The sequence below is a fragment of the Streptomyces sp. NPDC002520 genome (assembly GCF_053595235.1).
On sequence record NZ_JBSFXG010000012.1, the window covers coordinates 54,960 to 75,486 of the forward strand.

At 67.5% G+C, this 20,527-nt stretch carries 19 protein-coding genes and 1 pseudogene; 13 read left to right on the forward strand and 7 right to left on the reverse strand.

All coding sequences use genetic code 11. The features are described 5' to 3' along the window. Nucleotides 1-43 precede the first annotated feature (43 nt). Complete coding sequence (locus ACWD5D_RS18740) at nucleotides 44-691, forward strand: GntR family transcriptional regulator (protein WP_451373809.1); 648 nt, start codon at nucleotides 44-46, stop codon at nucleotides 689-691. A 71-nt stretch (nucleotides 692-762) separates the two neighbouring features. Here ACWD5D_RS18740 and ACWD5D_RS18745 read toward each other — a convergent pair whose 3' ends face one another. Next, nucleotides 763-2,166 carry an MFS transporter gene (locus ACWD5D_RS18745; RefSeq protein WP_451373810.1) on the reverse strand — a complete coding sequence of 468 codons (1,404 nt, stop codon included), beginning with the start codon at nucleotides 2,164-2,166 and terminating at the stop codon, nucleotides 763-765. A gap of 198 nt (nucleotides 2,167-2,364) precedes the next feature. Between ACWD5D_RS18745 and ACWD5D_RS18750 the strand changes: the two genes are divergently transcribed. From ACWD5D_RS18750 to ACWD5D_RS18805, 12 genes are all read left to right on the forward strand, one after another. Further along, nucleotides 2,365-3,126, forward strand: a complete 762-nt coding sequence (locus tag ACWD5D_RS18750) for an IclR family transcriptional regulator (RefSeq protein ID WP_451373811.1) — start codon at nucleotides 2,365-2,367, stop codon at nucleotides 3,124-3,126. 417 nt (nucleotides 3,127-3,543) lie between these two features. Continuing rightward, nucleotides 3,544-3,762 (forward strand): hypothetical protein, encoded by a 219-nt coding sequence (locus ACWD5D_RS18755; RefSeq protein WP_451373812.1) that lies wholly within the window; start codon nucleotides 3,544-3,546, stop codon nucleotides 3,760-3,762. An 883-nt stretch (nucleotides 3,763-4,645) separates the two neighbouring features. Then, nucleotides 4,646-5,863 (forward strand): hypothetical protein, encoded by a 1,218-nt coding sequence (locus ACWD5D_RS18760; RefSeq protein WP_451373813.1) that lies wholly within the window; start codon nucleotides 4,646-4,648, stop codon nucleotides 5,861-5,863. A gap of 132 nt (nucleotides 5,864-5,995) precedes the next feature. Next, the gene (locus ACWD5D_RS18765; RefSeq protein ID WP_451373814.1) at nucleotides 5,996-6,646 is read left to right on the forward strand and encodes a methyltransferase family protein; all 651 of its coding nucleotides are present in this window, start codon (nucleotides 5,996-5,998) and stop codon (nucleotides 6,644-6,646) included. Then, entirely contained in the window at nucleotides 6,576-6,884 is a 309-nt protein-coding gene (locus ACWD5D_RS18770; protein ID WP_451373815.1) for a methyltransferase, read from the forward strand. The genes ACWD5D_RS18765 and ACWD5D_RS18770 overlap by 71 nt, the downstream gene beginning before the upstream one ends. After that, nucleotides 6,881-7,018 carry a hypothetical protein gene (locus ACWD5D_RS18775; protein ID WP_451373816.1) on the forward strand — a complete coding sequence of 46 codons (138 nt, stop codon included), beginning with the start codon at nucleotides 6,881-6,883 and terminating at the stop codon, nucleotides 7,016-7,018. The genes ACWD5D_RS18770 and ACWD5D_RS18775 overlap by 4 nt, the downstream gene beginning before the upstream one ends. A 64-nt stretch (nucleotides 7,019-7,082) precedes the next feature. Next, the gene (locus tag ACWD5D_RS18780; RefSeq protein WP_451373817.1) at nucleotides 7,083-7,907 is read left to right on the forward strand and encodes a TIGR03619 family F420-dependent LLM class oxidoreductase; all 825 of its coding nucleotides are present in this window, start codon (nucleotides 7,083-7,085) and stop codon (nucleotides 7,905-7,907) included. Nucleotides 7,908-8,311: 404 nt separating this feature from the next. Continuing rightward, a complete protein-coding gene (locus ACWD5D_RS18785; RefSeq protein ID WP_451373818.1) occupies nucleotides 8,312-8,770 on the forward strand; it encodes a nuclear transport factor 2 family protein in 459 nt (152 codons plus the stop codon). Between the two features lie 143 nt (nucleotides 8,771-8,913). Beyond that, nucleotides 8,914-10,149, forward strand: a complete 1,236-nt coding sequence (locus ACWD5D_RS18790; RefSeq protein ID WP_451373819.1) for an epoxide hydrolase family protein — start codon at nucleotides 8,914-8,916, stop codon at nucleotides 10,147-10,149. A 378-nt stretch (nucleotides 10,150-10,527) separates the two neighbouring features. After that, the gene (locus ACWD5D_RS18795) at nucleotides 10,528-10,779 is read left to right on the forward strand and encodes a hypothetical protein (RefSeq protein WP_451373820.1); all 252 of its coding nucleotides are present in this window, start codon (nucleotides 10,528-10,530) and stop codon (nucleotides 10,777-10,779) included. 506 nt (nucleotides 10,780-11,285) lie between these two features. Continuing rightward, entirely contained in the window at nucleotides 11,286-11,813 is a 528-nt protein-coding gene (locus ACWD5D_RS18800; protein WP_451373821.1) for an AMP-binding protein, read from the forward strand. Between the two features lie 175 nt (nucleotides 11,814-11,988). After that, a complete protein-coding gene (locus ACWD5D_RS18805) occupies nucleotides 11,989-12,153 on the forward strand; it encodes an AMP-binding enzyme (protein ID WP_451373822.1) in 165 nt (54 codons plus the stop codon). Nucleotides 12,154-12,377: 224 nt separating this feature from the next. On the opposite strand, the pseudogene ACWD5D_RS18810 reads toward ACWD5D_RS18805, so the two are convergent. The 6 genes and pseudogenes from ACWD5D_RS18810 to ACWD5D_RS18835 all read right to left on the reverse strand — a co-directional run. Beyond that, a pseudogene (locus ACWD5D_RS18810) lies at nucleotides 12,378-12,802 on the reverse strand (IS1634 family transposase); the annotation flags it as partial. A 38-nt stretch (nucleotides 12,803-12,840) separates the two neighbouring features. Then, entirely contained in the window at nucleotides 12,841-13,608 is a 768-nt protein-coding gene (locus ACWD5D_RS18815; RefSeq protein ID WP_451373964.1) for a transposase, read from the reverse strand. A gap of 1,027 nt (nucleotides 13,609-14,635) precedes the next feature. After that, nucleotides 14,636-15,592 (reverse strand): SDR family NAD(P)-dependent oxidoreductase, encoded by a 957-nt coding sequence (locus ACWD5D_RS18820; protein ID WP_451373823.1) that lies wholly within the window; start codon nucleotides 15,590-15,592, stop codon nucleotides 14,636-14,638. 160 nt (nucleotides 15,593-15,752) lie between these two features. Next, entirely contained in the window at nucleotides 15,753-15,965 is a 213-nt protein-coding gene (locus ACWD5D_RS18825) for a hypothetical protein (protein ID WP_451373824.1), read from the reverse strand. Between the two features lie 1,042 nt (nucleotides 15,966-17,007). Then, nucleotides 17,008-17,682, reverse strand: coding sequence for a TetR/AcrR family transcriptional regulator (locus ACWD5D_RS18830; RefSeq protein ID WP_451373825.1), 675 nt, complete (start codon nucleotides 17,680-17,682; stop codon nucleotides 17,008-17,010). A gap of 28 nt (nucleotides 17,683-17,710) precedes the next feature. Then, on the reverse strand, nucleotides 17,711-20,482 hold the full coding sequence (locus ACWD5D_RS18835; RefSeq protein WP_451373826.1) for an AAA family ATPase: 2,772 nt from the start codon (nucleotides 20,480-20,482) through the stop codon (nucleotides 17,711-17,713). Between the last annotated feature and the right edge of the window lie 45 nt (nucleotides 20,483-20,527).

Sequence of the window (20,527 nt, forward strand, 5' to 3'; positions counted from 1 at the left end):
CGTGACCCTTAGACGAAGCTCTCTTCCGCGAACCGCTGAGGCGGTGGCACTGGCCGAGCTACGCGATGCGATCGTGCGCGGTGACCTGCCGCCCGGAGCCCCGATCCGTCAGAGCGCGGCCGCCGAGGACCTGGGACTGAGCGTCATCCCTGTACGCGAGGCCCTCAAGACGCTGGCCGTCGAAGGAATCGTCACCTACGTCCCGCAGCGCGGATTCACTGTCACGGAGCTCACACCGGGCAGCGTCGACAACATCTTCCAGATGCGAGATCTGCTGGAGGGGTCAGCTGAGGCAACCGCGTTGACCCGGATGCACCCGGACGACGTCGCAGCGATGCGCGGTGCCCTGGAAGACCAGCGCGCCGCGACCACGGCACGAGATCCGCAGGCTGCCATAGCGGCCAATCGCCGCTTCCACTTCGCTTTGTTCGACCGATGCGACAACGAGTGGATGCTCCGTTTCATCACGCAACTGTGGGAGGCCTTGGAGCCGCACCGGGCCGTTTCCTATCGACGTGCCACCGCCGCCGACGACGTGGACCGCGCCCAGGCCATCCTCAGGGAACACGATGGCATCGTCACCGCGTTGGAGAAAGGCGACGTTCTTCTGACCCAGCGTCTGCTGGCCGAGCATCGGCGGGAGGGCCTCACCGACTTCCACCGACTGCTGGTCCCCACGGACGGTGGCTGACCACAAACGGCTGACCCACCGCAGCGCGGGGCGCACGCTTGCCGCGTGTGCCCCGTCGGCATGGGTACGCCTCAGATTTCTTCGAGGGCGACGTTATTGGTCCTGGGCCCGAGCAGGGCAACAGCCAGGCTCATCGCGGCGATCAAGCCCGCACACAGCAGGTAGAGTGGTCCGGCGCCCAGGGCATGAAGGATGGACAGAGCACAGAACGGCAACACGGCCGCGATGAGTCTCGACAGCGCATAGGTCCGTCCGAGCACGGTGTTGCGGATTCGAGTCGGGAACAGTTCGGCACCGTAGGCCCGCGAGACGGTGGCGTTGACCACGCTGGTCAATGTCAGCAGCAAACCGGACGGCACGATCACCCACGCGGTCGTGGCCAGCCCGAACACCGAGCCGAAGACCGCCACCAGCAGCGAGGTGGCTATCACCAGACTCCTTCGCTGCACTCTCTCGGCCAGGTGCATCAAGGCCCAGCACCCCGCCGGATAACCCAGCGCCGTCAGGGCCGAGAAGGACAAGGACTCCACCACCGTGTACCCCTTGTCCATCAGCACAAGCGGAGCGATCGAGGCGAAGCCGTAGAAGCCGATCGGCCCCAGCGTCTGCATGAGAGCGACCAGGACCGTGCGTCGGCGCAGCGCAGGGGCCCACGTCGGCGGAGGCACGTCCGCACTCGGTTCGCCCAAGTCCACAGCTGCGAGAACCGCAGCGACGGAGGGCTGGGGCGCGCTCGGCGCTCGCCCAGCACGATCCTCTATGAGCGCCACCGCTTCCGACGCTAGGTCCGGAGCGTGCACGGCCAGCCAACGAGGCGATTCGGGCAGATTCCGGCGCAGCAGCCACACGCACAGGGCGCCCAGACCGGCCACCACCATGAGCCAGCGCCAGCTGGCGACTCCACCGAGGTCATGGGGCAGTTTCGCCGCGAGGACACCGGCCACCGGCACGCCGAGCATGCCGATCGTATAGGCGGTGGCCAGCATGCGCCCACGCCGAGCGGCAGGCATGAGTTCCGTGAGGTAGGTGTCCACCAGCGCCAGTTCTGCCCCAAGCCCGACACCGAGTAGGACACGGAGCGCGATGAGCCACGCGGCATCCTGCGCGCAGGCCGCCAGGCAGGAGAGGAGAGCATAGGAAACCAGGTTGATCTGGAACATCCGGCGGCGGCCCCAGCGGTCGGCCATGCCGGAGAGCAACAGGGCGCCCGCCAGTTCTCCCGCGAAGGTGGCTCCTACAAGGAGCGACTGCTGTGTCGTGGTGGCCGCCCATGCGGCTGGCAAGAGCGGGACCAACAGACTGCTGAGGGCCACCTCGAAGAAGTTGAAGAACGAGCCCAAGCCGACGACGGCCAGCACACGCTTGTGCCAGGAGCCAACGGGAAGCGCGTCGAGACGGGCCGCGACCCATCGCTGTACGGCCGTGGCATCGGTGGTGTTGCCAGGCGTCTGCGTAGCGCCGAGGGAATTGGCCATGACACCCATCCAGTTTTCAGTATCTGTAACCTGCTGGTAACAGGGGGCTGGAGAGCGTGACAGGAGAAAACTCCGTCGTCAAGACCACTCGTTGACCTGACTGTGCGTGAATGAACCCTTGCTACTTTCATCGAACCGACACAAGATGAAGCACGCAGGTTCAGATATTGATGCGCCGGGCACCACGGCGGGAGGATCATGGAAGCGACACTGACCGAAGGTGGCCAGACCGCCCGTCGAGCACTCCGCCTCCTCGAGGCAGTCGCTGCCTCGCCTGCCCCTATGGGACTACAGGACCTGGCGGACACGACCGGATTGAACAAGGCCACTGCCTATCGACTTCTGCGGGTCCTCCAGGAGGAAGCGTATGTGACACGCGCGTCCTCCGGTGGCTATCTCGTAGGCGCCCGCCTGACCGGGCTGGCGTCCGAAGTCCTGCCCGGCACGGACGTGTTCGTCGGCGCGCGGCCTGTCTTGCGCGACCTGGCCGATCTCTCCGGAGAGACGGCCACTCTGCACTTGCGAGCGGGTGACGACGCTGTCCTCGTCCTCGGTGCGGAATGCGATCACGAGTTGCGGAGCGCAGCACGGCTCGGGTCCACGACTCCCTTGCACCGTGGATGCAGCGGCCAGGCCATACTGGCCCATCTTCCGGATGCGGAACTGGACGCCATCCTCAAGCGAGCCAACCGCGGGATCGCCGAGGTCGAGGCGGCACTGTCATCAGTACGCCGGGAAGGGTTCGCCCTGTCGCAAGGTGCCAACCATCCAGGCATTCGAGGCGTCGCGGTGCCGATCCTCACGCCCACGGGGGATGCGGTTGCCTCTGTGGCCGTCTCGGGACCGGCCGAACGGTGGACCGTCAAGCGGGCGGTGGCGTTCGCGCAGGTCCTCAGCGAACGCCGCCAGCGCCTGTCATTGCTCTTCCAGACAAGGCATCCGGTCAGGAATGGCGGATGAAGACACAGTGCCTGTTCGCTGTTGCGCTGATCAGCTTCGAGCACAGCGAACGAGACCTCCACCGGCACCCCCTCGACTCCGCAAACAACTGAGCGCGCATCAACTCGTGAGCCGTGAAGCGGACCGTCCTGCTCGTTCGGGTATTGATCTCATTCGTCAACGCCCGAAGCCCTCAACTGCGCTCGCAACAGGCAGTAACCCGCTTCGGAGTCGGCATCGCCACTGCCTGTCGGCACGTTAGACGGCGGCGGCGCCGCTCGCCCGGCGTTGGCTCTTCCGCCGGTGACCGTTGGGTGTGGTTCCTGATTATTCTGCCCCGGAGAGGTAGGAGAGCAGGCTTCCGAGGCCAGAGTCGTCGCCACCGAGGAGCCCCGTCTCACCATCAGCCCAGGAAATCGGCGCCGATTACGACGCCCGGTGCTGCTCGCGATCCCGCTCACCCTCGCCGGCCCTCTCTCGCTTGTGCTGCCCGTCGACGCGCCCCAACCGCGGCAGCAGGTCGTCGCCATCGAAGCAACAATGGCATCTACGTCGGTCTTCTTCACGGATCCCGAAGTTCAGCGCATGCTCCTCAGGCACGGCATCCGCATGGACATCCACCACCTCGGCTGCACGGCATCGCCGCCCAAAGTCTGAAGGGCATGGACGTCGCCTTCCTCTCCGGCCAGCTCGCCGCGAAGCTGATCCTCGGTCGACAGAACGGCAAGGTGAAGTCGGCCCGTCCCCTCGCCACCCACTCGCCCTCGCCACCTTCCGGAACTACGCGAACGCCCTCGTGCGGGTCGGAGTGACCAGGCCGCAGCCCGGCACCAGCGAGAAGGACACGCTCTACGTTGACCGTCAGCGAACAGCCGACCGTCTCCCTCTGGACCGCGCCCACGCGCGGGACGGATCCGCTGGCGGCTTGCCTCAAGGCCCCGCGCAATCAGCCATGCGCCTGTCCCGCCCCGGACTGGCCACGACGCTTCGACCGCCCACACACACGTACCCGTCCGAGACCGATGCGGGTGGGGCCGTTCCCGGGTGGACGAGCGCCACCTGGCACCTGCATCGCGATTTCCGTTTCGCACCAAAGCTCACTGACGGCGTTACCGCAGGTCAGCGACCATGGTGAGCAACCGTCGACGAGTAGGTGGTCCCGCCCGGTTCAGGCACCGTGGACCTCCCGCCGGGCGCCGCTGCGCCGATGGATCGGGGCGCGGCGCCGGGCCGATGCCGACGCCCGCGACCTCGCCGGCCAGTGTCGTCCGACCGAGACTGGCGCCGTCGCTGATGTAACTTTCCCCGTGCCGGGCGCTGCACCCTGACTCTCATAACGCGATGTCGCTGACGCCCTCGATCGGCGGCGTCGATCAGGGACAGGAAATAGTCGGAATTTAGGTCATCACTCAGCGTGCGAATGGAGAACGGGCCAAGGTATCCCAAATCCCTGGAAACCACCCCCGTTTCGGTTGACCGTCGGCTGCAATCCTGCACGGTCCGGTAGTGCACATAACTACTGAGATAGGTTCGATGAGCAATGAGCACCATACCCAGACCAGCCCCCGAACAGACGCAAGGACTCCCTTCGGGCAGCGAACTGGTCCAGAGCGCGAAGGATCTCGTCCAACTGCTGACCACGCAGTCCGTTCAGACAGAAGCGGCCGGCAGGCTCTCCGATCGCAGCGCAGCAGTACTGCGGGAAGCCGGATTCCTGTCCCTCTTCGCACCCGCCGAATTCGGCGGCCCTGAAGTGGACATCACGACGGCTTCCGAGGCGTTCCGTCACTTGGCCCACGGGTGCGGGTCGAGCGCCTGGACGGCGATGCTGCTGTCCGGTGGTTCCTTTCTGGCGGCGTTGCTGGGCGACAGCGTTCGGCAGGAAATCTGGGGAGATGATCCACGTGCTGTCGTCTGCGGCGGCTTCGGCATGGCGCAGAGAGCCGTTCGGGTCTCGGATGGACTGCAGGTCAGTGGCCGCTGGCAGCCGCTGACCGGCGTCGACCAGGCTCAGTGGGCTCTGGTCGGTGTGCCGGTGGTGGATGCGGACGGCACCGTCACGGACCGGGGAATGGCGCTGGTTCCTGTGGCCGTCGGGACAATTGAGCGAACCTGGCGGATGGCCGGCATGCAGGGCACCGGCAGTCACACGCTCGTCATCGACTCTGCCGTTGTCCCCGATCACCACATCTTGTCGTTGAGCAAGCTCCTGAACGGCGAGTACTCCGCTCAGTTCCCAACCGGCAGCATCTATTCTGCGGCTGCCATCCCTTTTACGTCCGTGACGATGCTGGGGCCTCTGATCGGAATGGCGGAGACGGCGCTCGACGGCACGCTGGCGCGGTTGAAGGCCGGCAAGCCGATGAACGGGACGACATACACCCGCGCGGAAGACTCACCGACCATTCAACTGGCCGTGAGCGACGCGGCCACCTCCCTTGAGACGGCGAAGCTGCACACCGCGCGAGCGGTCGACGATGTCGCACGCAGTGTGGTGGCAGGCACCGTCCCGCAGCCGTCAGAGCGAGCACGCATGCGGATGGACCTGGGTACCGCCGCCAAAAAGGTACGCGATGCGGTGAGTTCGCTGCTGGACGCCTGCGGATCGAGCGGTTTCGCAGTCGAGCAGCCTCTGCAGCAGATCTGGCGCAATGTCGAAGTTGCCTCCCGGCATCAGTTGATCTCTCACGGTCTGAGCCGAGAGGTGTACGCCCGTTCCCTGTTTGGCGCGCCCACCCAGGTCACGGCCCTGTTGTAGCCCGAGCTGCCGTGCCGGCGCCTGGGGCGCAGTCCGGGGTGTCCGCCGGCACGGACCGACCGAGCCCTGTCAGGGAAACGCCAGTCGGCGAATTCAGAGGCCCCTGGCACATGAGCGCAAGTGGAGGGATCTATGTCCGAACTCACCCCCCAGCCAGGCGACTACGGCGCCATGTGGGACATGGTGACGGCGTACCGCGCGAGTCAACTGGCCTGTACAGCAGCCGCCTTGTCCCTGCCGGAGCATCTGGCGGAAGGGCCGAGGACGGCCGATGAGATCGCCAAGGCAGAGTCGGCCGATCCTGATGCGGTGTTCCGCCTACTGCGGATGTGCGCGTCGTTCGGCCTGGTCTCCGCGCGGGAGGACGGCGGGTTCGCCGGTACTGGGCTGCTGGCCACGCTGCGGGCGGACCTGCCCGGCTCCATGCGCGGCCTCGTGCTGGCGCTGAGCGCTCCGGGGCACTGGCTGGTCAGGGAACGGCTGCCCGACTCGGTCATCAGTGGCGAGCCGCAGGCGGTGCCGACGCTGGGCAGCGACGTGTGGGGCTACTACGCGGAAAAGCCCGCCGAGGCCGCGGATTTCGCGCTGGCGATGGCCGGCATGACGGCCGCCGTGGGCGACGAGGCTGCGCGACTGATCGACACGACCGGGGGTGGCTCGTGCGGTGGATGTGGGCGGCGGGAAAGGCTCTCTGCTGCGCGCCCTGACGGCCGTGAACTCCGAGTCGTCCGGGGTGGTGTGCGACCTGCCGTCGCAGGTCGAGGGGGCCCGCGCCCGTATTGACGAGCTACGGCTGCAGGACCGGCTGAGCGCCGAGGCAGAAGACTTCTTTGAAAGCGCCCCTGAGGGCGACCTGTTGCTGCTGCGCTACATCCTCCGCGAGTGGAACGACGAATCGGCCCGGCGCATTCTCACCACGTTCCGCGAGGCCCTGCGGTCGGGCGGCCAGGTGCTGGTGTTGGAGCTGACGGTCGACCAGCTCGGGGCCCCGCCATCGGCCCGTTGCAGGACGTCCACATGATGGTGATGGTCGGCGGCCGGGAGCGCACCACCGACGAGTTCGGCGAGCTCTTCGCGGCCGCCGGCCTGAAGCTGGTGTCCAGTACACCGACCAATTCCCCCATGACGATTGTGGAAGCAGTCGTGGCGGGTTGACGCACCGCGCATTCCATCGCCATGGCAGCAATCGCTTTTGGCAACGGCGAGTACTGAACAAAGGATGTTTTTCGTGAAGGTTGGATTCGCGTTGCCGCAGTTCCACAAGCAGGCATTCGAGATCGAGCGGAGTGCGGAGTTCGCCCGGGAGGTCGAGCGGGCGGGGGCTGCCAGCCTGTGGGTGGGAGACCGGAATCTCGCGGCCGTGTATCCCCGGGCCGGATACGGCGGTCGGGGCGACACCATCCCTGCCGAGTTGAACCCCGCCGCTGACCCCTTTGTCCTGCTGGGGGTGGCCGCCAGTGCCACCGAGCATGTGCTGCTGGGCAGTCACGTGCTGGTCGCTCCGCTCTATCCTCCGGTTCAGCTGGCCCGGTCGCTGACGACGATCGATCGGATCAGCGGCGGTCGTCTCCTGCCGGGTTTCGGAATCGGCTGGTCGCCCGAGGAGTTCGAGGCCGCCGGGGTCGACTTCACCAGGCGCGGAGCTCGGATGAACGAACTTCTCGACGCGCTGGAGGCGATCTGGACCACGGATCCCGCCACGTACCAGGGCGATCATCTGTCGATTCCGCTGCACCATGTGCCGCTCAAGCCGGTTCGCCGGCCCCGCCCGCCGATCTACCTGGGTGCGTTCTCGGAGCGTGCGCTGCGGAGGGTTGCCGAGCGCGCCGACGGTTGGCTCCCGGTGTGCATGGTGCCGAGTTGGCCGAACATCGACGGACTGGTCCAGCAGCGGGCGCTGATCGACGAACTGGCGCGGGCGGCGGGCCGCGCCCCGTCGGCCATAAACTGCGTGTTGCGCGTGAACATGGACTCTGGGGCGACCTCGGACGAGGTGGCCTCCGACTGTTCAAGGACTGCGGCGTGCCGCTCCCGCCAAAGATGAGTGGCCTACAGACGCCTTCATAGCTCTGACGCCTTCATAGCCCCTGAACCGGGAAGGCAGCCGCCGGAACCGTGGACACACGCCTCCGGTGGCTCCGCATGCCGTTCTCGCAGGTCAATCCGCGAATCAGACGACCGCGTGTGCCTGCCTACTGGTGATGTCGGGGCTGCGCGGCGCCCTCAATGATGCGCGCTCCGGTCGCCGCACCCTTCTTCGTCAGCATGGCGCTCACTATGAGCGACTGGACCCGGCAGTCTGCAGATCGAGTTCTGGACTTGCGGGTCCAATCTTTGACGCTCATGCTGATACACGCAGCTGATGGACCCAACAGTCCAGACGGCTCCGCTGCCCGAACCACCCCGAGCGGCCCTGTGGCGTAGAACCCGACCCGCAAGGAGAAAACCATGAACGACGTCGAGCGCCTGAGCGCGATCGAGGACCTGCGCCGTTTGATGGCGCGGTACGTCCGCTACGCCGACCACAAGCGTTGGAAGGACCTGGCCGGCCTGTTCACCCCGGACGGCACCTTCACGCCGCACAAGCCCGACGGTTCGGTGTGGCTGCGGATGAACGGCCGCGAGGAGATCGCCGCCACCATCGGCGGCAGCAACGGCCCCAACGACGTCCTCATCCACCATCTCTTCTCCGACGAGATCGACATCCAGTCGACAACCAGCGCCCGCGGCACCTGGTCGATGGAGGACATCATCACCCGCCCGGAGGACGCCGAGGTCAACTCGGACTTCCCGTTCAAGGGCATGCACGGCTACGGCCACTATCTCGCCAGCTTCGTCAAGACCGACGGCGCCTGGCACATCGCCGAACTCGAACAGACCCGCTTGCGCCTGGACTTCACCAACTGACATCAGGGTGCCCGCGCGGGCACTCACACCCCTTAATTCGCCGAGCCGAAGTAGAACCGCCTGCGCGCCTCCTGGAGCGGCGGGTCTCGCGGGTCCGACCCACAACGTCCATTCACCGATCTAGTCAAGAAAGCACTGAACTCATGACTGACACCAACGCGGTTCCCGCGCCGGAACGCTTCACCATCGACGTGCGGCAGGACGTCCTGGACGACCTCAAGAAGCGCCTGACCAACACGCGCTTCTTCGACGACCTGGCCAACGAGGAGGAGTACTACGGTGTGAGCACCGCCTACCTCAAGCCCCTGGTCGAGTTCTGGGCCGACGGCTTCGACTGGCGCGCTGCTGAGAAGCGCCTCAACGCTCACGAACAGTTCAAGGTCGAGATCGACGGCACTCCCGTCCACTTCATCCGCAAGGCGGGCAAGGGCCCCAACCCGACCCCGCTGTTGGTCCTGCACGGCTGGCCGTGGCCGGGCGAGTTCAACTATCCCCTCATCGACCCGCTCGCGGACCCCGCCGCGCACGGCGGTGACCCGGCCGACGCCTTCGACATCATCGTGCCGACCCTGCCCGGCTTCGCATGGTCCACCCCCGTGACCCGCGGCGACCTGAACTACTGGAAGATCGCCGACATCCTCCACACCCTCATGACCAAGGTGCTCGGCTACGAGAAGTACGGCTCGCTCGGCAGCGACTACGGCGCCCTGGTCAACAGCGCCCTGGGCCACAAGTACGCCGCCAGCATCATCGCCCTGCACTACGGCCACGACCTCCCGCCGGGCATGTTCCAGCAAGACCGGTACTGGGACCTCACCGGTGGTGAACCCATCCCCGCCGACGCCAGCCCGGAACTGCGCGAGAGCATCATGAAACTGCACTCCACCTACGTCTCCCACGTGGCCGTGCACATGCTGGACGCCTCGACCCTGAGCCACGGCCTGAACGACTCCCCGATCGGCATGCTCGCCTGGCTGCTACAGCGCTGGAAGAAGTGGAGCGACAAGAACGGCGACTTCGACGCTGTCTTCTCCCGCGACTTCATCCTCACCCAGGCCACCATCTTCTGGGTGACCCAGTCCATCGGCACCTCCATCCGCATGTATCGCAACGCCATCCGCCACCCCTGGACGCCGGTGCACGACCGCCAGCCGATGGTCGAGCCGCCGGCCGGCTTCACCTTCCTCCTCGGCGACGTCTACCCGCCCGGCATCACTACCGTCGAGGACCGCATCGCCGCCTTCGAACACGGCCCCACCCGCGGCCTGTTCAACCCGGTCAACGTCAACGCCCACCTCAAGGGGGGGCACTTCGTCCACTACGAGAACCCTGAGGCCGTCATCGAGGACGTCCGCGAAACCTTCCGCAAGGTGCGCTGACACCTGCGCAGAGCCCCCCGGCCCCGCCTCTAGGGCCGGGGGCGCCCAGCGATCATCAGTCCGTCGGCCCCACAGGGCGTAGTAGACCGCCATGCCTCGCACAGCACCGTGCTCGACACGGGTAAGAGCACAGCATCTCTCTGCCTGCCGGCAATGACGGACCGCATCTGCGCATCCTGCACGTGGGGCACCCGGCGAAGTTCGGGGCGTACGCCGTCCTCAGGCTAGCTCGCGCACCCGTACCGTACGCCGTCCGCGTCGCGGCACAGCCCCGTCGGGCCACCGCATCACCGGGGCCTGCTTCCGCGGAAGGGGGCCTGCTTCTGCGGAAGCAGCCGCGTTCCACACGTCTACGCGGTCGAGGTCGATGACGCACCGGTGCACTTCGTCTACGAGCACGGCAAGGGCCCGGACACGATCCCGGTCATGGTCCTGCACGGCTGGCTGTGGCCCGGCGAGTTCAGCCTCCCGATCATCGCCCCGCTGACCGACCCCTCGCCCAAGGCGGCGACGCGGCCGACTCCTTCAACGTCGTCGTGCCGAACCTGCCCGGCTTCGCCTGGTCCACACCCGTCGGCAGGGGTGCCCCGAACTGCTGGAAGACCGCCGACATCCTGCATAGGCGCATGACCGAGACGCTGGGCTACGAGAGGTACGCCGTGGCGGGCTCCGACTGCGGCTCCCTGGTCGCCAGCGAGCTCGGCCGCCCCGCCCACCGTCGCAGCCGCCGCGCAGTCTCTGGCCGCGGAAGCCGTCACCCTTCAGGCCCGCATCACAGAGCTCCGCCACAACTTCGTTCTCCTCGACCTGCAGACGCGGTCCGTCTCCGACGTCCTGCGACGACTCCGGGCCATCAAGTCCGATCAGGTGTCCCCGCCGCCGCATCTCTCTCCCGCCCCTTGAGTACCGGGGGTCTGTACAGTCCAATACCACCTGAACGACTCCGGTGCGGCGGCGCTGTTCGAGTGGTTCCAGGCCCCGGACGAAGGCGTTGTGGGCGCGGCCGCCGCGGCGGCCCCCTGTATCGAGGTCGAACCGGCAGCGTGCGCTGAAGAGTTGGCGCACCACGAGCCGCTGGCGTACGTGTCGCCGGCTAAGGGCGGCGCGTCGCGGTACTGCTTTACACGCCGGGTACCGTGGGCCACCTAAAGGGCGCGGCGTTCACTCACGCCGGGCTGCGCCACAACACCGAGGTCAACGCCGTCCACGTGCAGCAACTGACCCCCGACGACGTCATGGTGGGCTGCCTGCCGCTGTTCCACATCTTCGGCCCGACCTGCACCATGAACGGCGCGATCCGCTCCGGTGTCGCGTTGGCCCTGATCCCGCGCTTCGACCCGCAGACCGTGACGGAAGCGATCGCCCGGGTTCGCGCCACGATCTGCGAGGGCGGCCCCACCATGTACGCGACCCTCCTGCAACACCCCACACAGCCAGATGTGTCGTCCCTACGGGTGTGCGTCTCCGGCGGCGCATCGCTGCCCGTCGAGGTCCTGCACGGCTTCGAACGGCTCTTCGGTTGCATGGTGCTTGAGGGCTATGGCATGTCCGAGACCAGCCCGGTCGTGTCCTTCAACCACCCGGACCGCCCGCGCAAGCCCGGATCCGTCGGCACGCCCATCCGTGACGTCGAGGTGCGGCTGCTCGATGACCTGGGCCGGTAGGACGAGGACGGCTACCTCTGCATCGCTGACCGCAAGAAGGACCTCGTCATCCGCGGCGGCTACAACGTCTACCCGCGGTAGGTCGAGGAGGCCCCGCACGAGCACCCCGCCGTCGGGCTCGCGGCTGTCGTCGGCATCCAGCACGAACGGCTCTGAGGATGTAGGTACGGCGATCGTGCTGCGCCCCGGTGGGCAGGCGAAGCGGGAGGAACTGCGCGAGTTCGTCAAACAGAGGGTTGTCCCGTACAAGTACCCGCGGTCGGTCTGGATCGTGGACACGCTGCCCAGTGGCTCCAGCGGCAAGATCTTCAAGCTCGAGATCCCCGTGCCGGCCCACTGAGCAGCGTACCGCCGCGACCGGACGTTCAAGTCCGTTGACGAAGCGCCCTCCCCGGCGGGACGAGGGGGGCTCCATTCGTGTGTCAGCTCGGCCTTCAGCCCCTCTGCACGGCGGCGAGGATCTCCCACGCCCGATCGAGGGCCTGGTCGACGCTCTCGTCGCTGTACATGGTGTCGACCATGACGAGGCCGATGTCTGTCCGTTCCTGCACGGACTTGATGACCGTGGGTGTCGGTGATGCGGATGGTCTGCTGTAGGTGTCCGGCCGGGCCGGCGAGGTTGACCCGGTGGATCCTGCCGAGCTCGTTCCTGATGGTGAGCCAGGTGGTACTGCTACGGCGTTCGCCGACGCGGATCAGCAGCAGGTCGAGCGGTCACAGCAGCACGTGGGCGCGTATTCGATCGTCGAGGCAGTGGTAGACCGGCCGCAGGTGGAGCGTGGATTTCACCGTCCGAAAGGAACGTTCGGCTTCCAGCAGGTTCTTGCAGCCGAGCGCGACACCCTCGGCGGACAGGTCGGGGTCGGAGGTAGCGAGCCCTCGAGCTTGGCCTCGGCGGCGATCTTGACACGGTCGATGGACAGCCAGCCGGTGGAGGGGTGCTGCTTGAGCCAGCGCCCGAGACTGGAGTGGTCACGTAGGGCACACTCTAGAGCTTGACTCTGTCGGGGATCTTGGTGTCGTCTGCTCAGTCTCTCGCGGACCGCCAGGATCTCGGCCGGGGGATCCCGTGCTGGTCCAGGAAGTTTTGGAACGCGGTCGGCGGCCGGAACGAAGTTACTTCTCCGGTCGGCGGCCGTCGGCTGAGGCGCTCGATGTTTGCGGCGATGGCTGTGAACACGTGCTGTAGGTGGGCTCTCTGCTGTCCTCGGTAGCGGCAGCGGCGCATGCCGTGTCCGCGGACGAGCTCGTTGATGCTGCCGTCCACTCCGGAGCGGACGGCATAGCGGGCCTGCCATTCGAGTGTCTGTTGCTCGACGCGGACTCGAAGTTGCAGGTCACGGAGTTCTCGCGGGAGAAAGCCCACGGTTCGGGCGCTGTCGGAGGTGGTCGTGCAGCGGGTGCGGACCGGGCATGGACGACACTGGCTCTTGGTGAACCGTGCCACGACCAGAGGTGCCGCGATGGGTGAGGAGGTCGGATAGGGGTCGTGCCATCCCGCGCTGGTCTCCCCCTGCGGGCAGGTGACCTGCTGGCGGTCGAAGTCGATGTGGGAGTCCTCGCAGCCGAAGCCGTCGTTCTTGCGGTGCTGGCCGGTGGAGTTGACCGGCCGTGGACTGGTGACCGTGACCTGGTGTTCGCGGGCTGCCTGTTCCAGATGGACCAGGGAGGTGTAGTAGCCGTCGACCAGATGCTCGGCGGGCATCAACCCGCGGCGCTTCAGCCGGGTGTGGATGCCGGGCAGGGCCTTCGCGTCGCAGCCGGTGACGTCGGCGGTGGCCACATCTGTGATCACGTTGACGCCCGTCAGGATCACAGATCTCGGTGAGATGTGCGACGAACCCGTTCCAACGGGTGGCATGTCCGCGGCGTGCGTAGCGGGCTGTCGGGTCGTAGGGCGAGACGGCTGCGACGGCCGAGGGCGGCAGCCCGCCGTCCTCGGCAGTGCGCCAGCGCAAGCGGCCGGCCCCGTCGCGGTAGTAGTTCTGCACCATGATCTGCCGCAGGGCCTGGGACCCGGGGACCGGCCAGGCAACCCGCCCCATGCTCCCTGAGGTGCTCCAGCAGCCGGAGAGCGTCGCCGCCTGTGGCAAGGATCTCCGTCTTGGTTCGAGTGGGGTTCTTCCCGGACAGACCGGTCGGCCGTAGCGGCGCCCCCACTCCTCGTCGACCAGGACGGCCGCAGATGCGGAGCGGTGCCGGCCAGCTCTTCCAGCGCGGCACGGACGGCCTCAGTGACCAGATCCAGCCGAGTCAGGTCGCGGACCGCGGCCAGGACGTGGGTGGAATTCGTGCACTGAGTGGTGCGCTTGCGGACGAGACCGGCCTCCTGCAGGCGCGCGAGCGCGAGATCGAGGAGACGGTCGGCTCGGCCGCCCTCGGTGAGACGCCCCCGGAAGTCGGCCAGCACGCTGTGATGAAAGCCGGGACCGTCCAGTTCCATGGCCAGCGCGTACTTGAAATAGATGCGGCAGCGAACCGGCCGCCTGCCGGTCCGACATACCGAGCAGGAACTGCAACACGCAGGCGGTGGCCAGCTGGGCGAGCGAGCCCAGGGCGACCATCGCGCGGGTACCAGTCGGCGACGGCCTCATCACGCCACAGTCCGCCCAGGCGGTCTCTCACCCACATCGCCGTCGTGCCACCCGGGTTGCTCAATCGCGCCATCTGCACGGTCAGGAAAAAAACTTGCTCACCAGAACGGGCGTGGAGCGACAACGGGCACCCCGACAACTGCATCGGTCCTTGAACTGAGCCCAGCATGCCCGTTGATCACGCCGCCCCGCCGGGGATCCCCAAGATCCCCGACATAGTCAAGCCTCCTAGCTCACGGCCGGGTCCAGTCCTTTCCAGGCCGCTCCGGTCAAGCGCCGTGACTGCTCCCACAGTTCGGCGACGGCATGGCGATCACGCCACGCGGCCGGCACCTTCTCCCGCACGGGCCGCCCGAAGCTCCGCAGCACGCGGGGACCCCACAGTTCGCCGCCCTCGATGCGGGGGTCGAGCGTGGCGCGCACGGCAGGCCACGCCGCGCTCTCCTTGCTTTGCGCGAGAGGGAGTTTCGGCAGGGCCTTCAGGAGATCCATACGGTCGCGGGTTCGCAGCGGCGGGCGCGAGGGCGTCAGGCCGTCGAGCGCTCCGCCCGGATGGGCGATCACGCTGCGGATGGGCGAGCCCGCCACTCTAAGTCGCCGGTCCAACTCGAGCGCGAACAGCATCTGGGCCAGCTTGCTACGGGCATAGGTCCGCATGGCCCGGTAGGGCTTGTGCGATGACTGCAGATCCGCCATGTCGAGCTTCGTGAAGCGGGCGGCCACACTCCCCATCGTGACGACGCGGCTTCCCATACCGGCCGCCAGGAGCGGCAGGATCCGTTCGACCAGGGCGAAATTGCCGAGGTGGTTGGTGGCGAAGACGAGTTCGTTGCCGTCTTCGGTGATCGAGTACTGCTCCTGCGCCAGCACTCCGGCGTTGAGCACCACTGCGTCGATGGTGGTCAGTGCGCCGAGACGGCCCACGATACCCGCCACCGATTCCAGTTTCGACAGGTCGAGTAGCACATTGTCGACGCGGGCCTGCGGCACCCGGCGCTGGATCGCTTCGATGGCAAGGCGCGCTGTGTCGACGTTACGGGAAGCGATGATGACATGTGCTCCGGTCGCAGCGAGCTGCTCGCTGACGAAGTATCCGATCCCCGCGTTTCCGCCGGTTACCAGGTAGGTGCGCGCTGGATCGCGGGGAAGGCGGTGCACGTCCCACGCGGTCTTGCTGCCGGACATGGCGACCTTCGCTTTCGGTTGCGGTCGGCGGCAAGGTTCGCCGCCGAGCCATTCTGGACTCTCACGTCCAAAAGTGTGACACTCTTTATTTGGACCTTCAAGTCCAAATGACACACAAGGCAGGAGCAGGCACACGCTGCACCGAATTCACGATCAGTTCTCACGGAGGGTGACCATCAATCCACGGTAGGTAGATCCGCTCGTGTCCGCCGAAGACAGGCATCTCGGTCATCTGCCGGGCGAACGCCTCGAACCGATCGTCGACCCGGCCACCGACGGCGTTGAGTAGTTTCTGAATCGAAGGGTTCAGTTGGTCCGCGAGGGCCGCCATCTGGCGGGTGCTCTCACCCCACACTGTCGCGAACCTCGTCACCGATGGGCCAATCCTGACCTACCACCAGCTTTTGTGCGGACTCGGCGCCGTCGCCGACCGGACCGTGCAGCTTCCGCGCCGCCTGCGTCGTGTCGCCCGCGGCCGCCGTCCGCACCCCGGTCCTCGCGTTGATGGAGGAGGTCGGTGTACTGGCTGACTCCCTTCATGAGGGAGGGGCCAGGGGCCCCAGGCGCCGGGATCGCGCGGACTGACCGGACGGGACGGCGCCGAAGAAGTGGCGGTAAAGGCCGCCTGCATACTCCAGCGCCTCGGCGGCCTTTCTGGCGGCGCTCGCCAGGTATGGCAGGTCGGCCATGACCGCGTCGGTGTCGACGGACCTCCTTCTGCCCAGGTGAAACCCATACAGTTCACTGACTCCACCCGTTGAGTTGGGCGGCGTCGGCCGGCGGCTGTCCGGTATCCGCCCGCCGTGCGGGGTCCGTGGGGAGCCAGCGGGGACTACCCGGTGGGCAGGGCGCTTCGACCTCATCGCCACCAAGCCCGGTCGAAATCGTCCCGTTCGAACCCGATGGTCTTCCCCGACGGCTCGCGCCCGTGCCCGGGCTGCGCTTCCAGCTGCACGCGAGGCCCATCGCGATCGCGGGCTCCCTGTAGCCCAACAGCCGCTGCTCCCAGCGGTTTCGGGCGTCATCGGACGCCCATTCGGCCACGTCGACGGAACAGGACGGTCAATCCGGGTCCCCTACGGATTGCTCTGCCTATCCCAGGTGGAGTCAGCGTCGGATCGCGACAGCCACCGCGTCAATGGCTGGTGAGCCCGAATAGGAGCAGGTCCGCCAGGCGGTGCCATGCCCGAGCTCGTGCGGGCTCCACTGACACTCCATGATGAGCACGAATCCGCCCAGGGCCAGGGCGCCCCTCCTCGACATCGAGGCCGCCGCGAAGGTCTCTGGTCGCTTCCCGACGCCGACGAGCATCCCCAGCGCAGCGTTGATCTTGGTACGGGTGCAACTTGGGGTCAATGGCAACGCTGAGACGGCACGGCGGCGCCATCACCGACTGGTGGCTCAGCCGGTGTTCATCACTCCGCAGCCGAGTGCTGGCCTACGTGACTCTGAGTGAGGAAATTCCCCTGTTCCACCAATGTCACGAAGTTGCTGGCCGCGAGAGCGGCACAAGCCCGCAGGGCCGCGGGGGTGGGAGCCGCGGCACTGAAGATGAGGTCCTCGAAAAGGTCGACATGGAGGAATCCGACCATGACCCGGGCCCCCCAGGAAACATCCGGTAATTTGGTGCGGAGTTCGTCGGGCCACTCGTCGACGCATTCGGTGAAGAACCCTTCACGGGCCGCCCCGATCTTCGCCTTGTACAGGCCGTACAGCCCCTTCACCCGGTAGGAGTCCCGCACTATGATGCGGAAGAGTGCTCTGTGTTCCGGGCTGTGGATATGGCGCAGATAGACCGCGCCGAGCTCGGTCAGGGATTCCTGCGGGGGTTTGCCGACCCAGGGCCGGTCACTGAAGTCGCCGTTCCTGGCGATCAGGTCGCGGATCACGGCAATGAACAGATCAGTCTTACTGCGAAAATGTCGGTACAGCGTGGCGATCGACACCCCGGCGTCGGCGGCGATCCTGTTCACCGAGCTGCCGCTGTAGCCGTCTGCCAGGAATGCCCTGAGCCCGGCCTTGAGGAGCGCGGCCCGCTTGCTCGGCTGCAGGCCGGCCCTGAGTCCTTCTAACGCCTCGTCGTCATGCATCGATTGTTCTCCCCAGCGCGGTCACAGCTCACTTGCCGGCGGACAGGGCTCGGTCGAGTTGGCTCCGGGACGTAATCCCGAGCTTGGCGAACACCTTGCGGAGGTGGTACTGGACGGTGCGGGGACTGAGAAAGAGCCGGGTGGCGATCTCGGGATTGGAGAGGCCGTCGCGAGCGAGCTGGGCGATCTGGGCCTCCTGAGCGGTCAGATCGGAGTGCGCGGTGGGAACGGGGTGGGAACCGGACACCCCGCCGGCAGCCTTCAGTTCACCCTCGGCGCGCCGGGCGAAGGCCTGGGCGCCCATGGCCGCGAACATCTCGTGCGCGGTGCACAGATGGATGCGTGCCTCGCCGGGCCGGCGTTCGCGGCGCAGCCATTCGCCGAACACCAGGTGGGCGCGTGCGAGTTCGATGCGCAGCCGGGTCCCTCCCAGGTGACTGATCGCGGCGCGGTAGAGCTGCTCCGCCTCCTTGCCGTCGCTGAGCATCGCCTGGGAGCGCGCGCCGATCCCCAGCGCCGCCGGGGTGCCGCTGGCCTGGGTCATCGCGACAAGCTTCTGATGGACCTCGGTGGCCGTTTCCCGCGTCCCGCTGCGTACGGCGGCCTCCACCAGTTCGACGGCCGGCCAGATCAGGGTGCCGGGATCCTGATGGTAGGCGGTGGCGTCCTGGGCGGCGGCCAGCGCCTCGTGGTAGTTGCCGAGGCTGTTGTGCAGCAGGGCGTGGGCCCACTCCCCGAAGGTGATCCCGTTGCCCTCCCCGCGCCGCGCCGCGTCAGCTCTGGCCGTCCTGAGCAGCTTCGCGAATTCGGCCTCATCGCCGCGGAAGGCGGCCACGCCCAGTTCGCTGTAGGCCACCATGCCGCTGCCGGTCGCCGAGATGACTGCCCGGGCCTCGTCGTTGAGCCGGCTTGCCTGGGCCAGGTCGCCGTTGAACAGCAGCATGAAGATGCGCGAGGTGAGAGCGAGGGGGAGCTCGCTGAGGGCGCCACTCTGCCGGGCCAGCTGCAGGTGCCGGGCGGACAGCGCGTCCCAGCAGTTGTCCTCCCACAACCGCATGGCCGTGGTGGTCGCCATCCATAGCAGGCGCAGTTCCTCGTCGGCGGGCATGCCGGCGTCGAACGATGCGAGCGCCTTGCGGAGTGTCGGCAGCCCCGCTGCATATCCGGTGGCATAGGCCGCCGCCGTTCCGTCGAGGAGCAGGTCGGACGCGCTCGGCTCGTGCTGCGGTGGCGGCGCGTGGGTGGCCGCGCGGGCGACGTCCACCATGCTCCCTCCGGGAGGCGCGTTGCGGCCGGCGAAGCCCGCAGCGGCCAGTGCGTCGAGGTAGGTGGCCCGGGACAGGAGAGGATCGACATGCCGCAGCCGCTGGGCAGCCGCCAGCAGCAGGGACGGGGCGTCGCTGCCGCGGCTGGCGGCGAAGGCAAGCTGAGCCCGAATCAGGTCCGCCCTGGCCCGCTGGTGGTCGCTGAGCTGCCCGGTACCGAAGGTCGCCAGCAGGTCGGCCGCCATATCGAAGTATCCGGCCTGCACCTCGGCGTGCGCGGCGGCGAGCAGCCGGTCGGCCCGGTGCGGCCCGTCCATCGTCAGTTCGGCCGCCCGCCGCAGGAACGCTGCCGCGGCCGACAGCCCGCCACGCGCCTGCGCGCGGCCTGCGGAGGCTTCGAGTTCGGCGGCGACGTCCTCGTCCGGCTCCTCCGTGGCCTGCGCCTGGTGCCATGCGTGCCGGTCCGGATCGAGCAGCGCGTCGGTGGACTCCGCCAGAGCGCGGTGTACCCTCCGTCGCTGTTCGGCCGGTGCCGTCTGGTAGACCGTGGACCGGATCAGAGGGTGCCGGAAGCGCGTGCGAAGCCCGAAGTCGACCAGTCCCGCGTCGCTCGCGCACGCTGCGGCGCCCGCAGGTATGCCGAGCTCTCCGGCTGCCCGCCGCACCAGTGCCATGTCTCCTGACGGGTCGGCGGCCGCGACCAGCAGCAGCAGTCGGCTGTCCGCCGGCAGTACCGTGATCTGCTGGTGGAAGTTCTCCTCGATGCAGCGCCAGCGCGGCAGGGCACCGGCCAGGCCGAATCCGCCGGCCAGCTTCTGCGACGTGAGTCCGCGCGCCAACTCCAGCAGGGCCAGCGGAATTCCGTGTGCCTCGGCGACGATCTGGTCGCGGACATGTGCGTCGATGGGCCGAGACAGAGTCCGTTCCAGCAGTGTGCGGGCATCGGCGTCGGGCAGCTCGCGGACCGCAAGCTCAGGCAGCCCCACCAGGTCGGCCGACAGTGTCCGAGTCGCGAGGACCATGGCCACCGATTCCGTCCCGAGGCGGCGGGCGACGAACGCCAGCACGCGCGCCGAGGCGCGGTCGAGCCACTGGTAGTCGTCCACCACGCAGATCAGCGGCTGCTGCTCGGCGGCCTGGGAGAGCAGGCTCAGCACCGCCAGGGCGACGAGGAACCGGTCGGGAGCCGACCCGGCGCTGAGTCCGAAGGTGATCCGCAGCGCGTCGCGCTGCGGTGCCGGCAGTCCGTCGAGCAGGTTCAGCATCGGTGCGCACAGCTGGTGCAGCCCGGCGAACGGCAGCTCCATCTCCGATTCCACGCCTGTCGCCCGGGCCACCCGGCAGCCCTCCGACCGGCCGGTCAGATGCTCCAGCAGCGCCGTCTTGCCCACGCCTGGCGGACCATACGCCACCAGTACCCGGCTCTCCCCGCCATGAACCGCCCTGATCAGCTCGTCGAGTGCCGAGCGCTCGGCATGGCGGCCCGTCAGCTCCGCTGTGCGCCACAATCTCGGCAGATCCATAAGGGAGTTCACTTCGCGACTGTAGCGCCGTGCCCTGGCGCCTGCCCCATCCCGAGG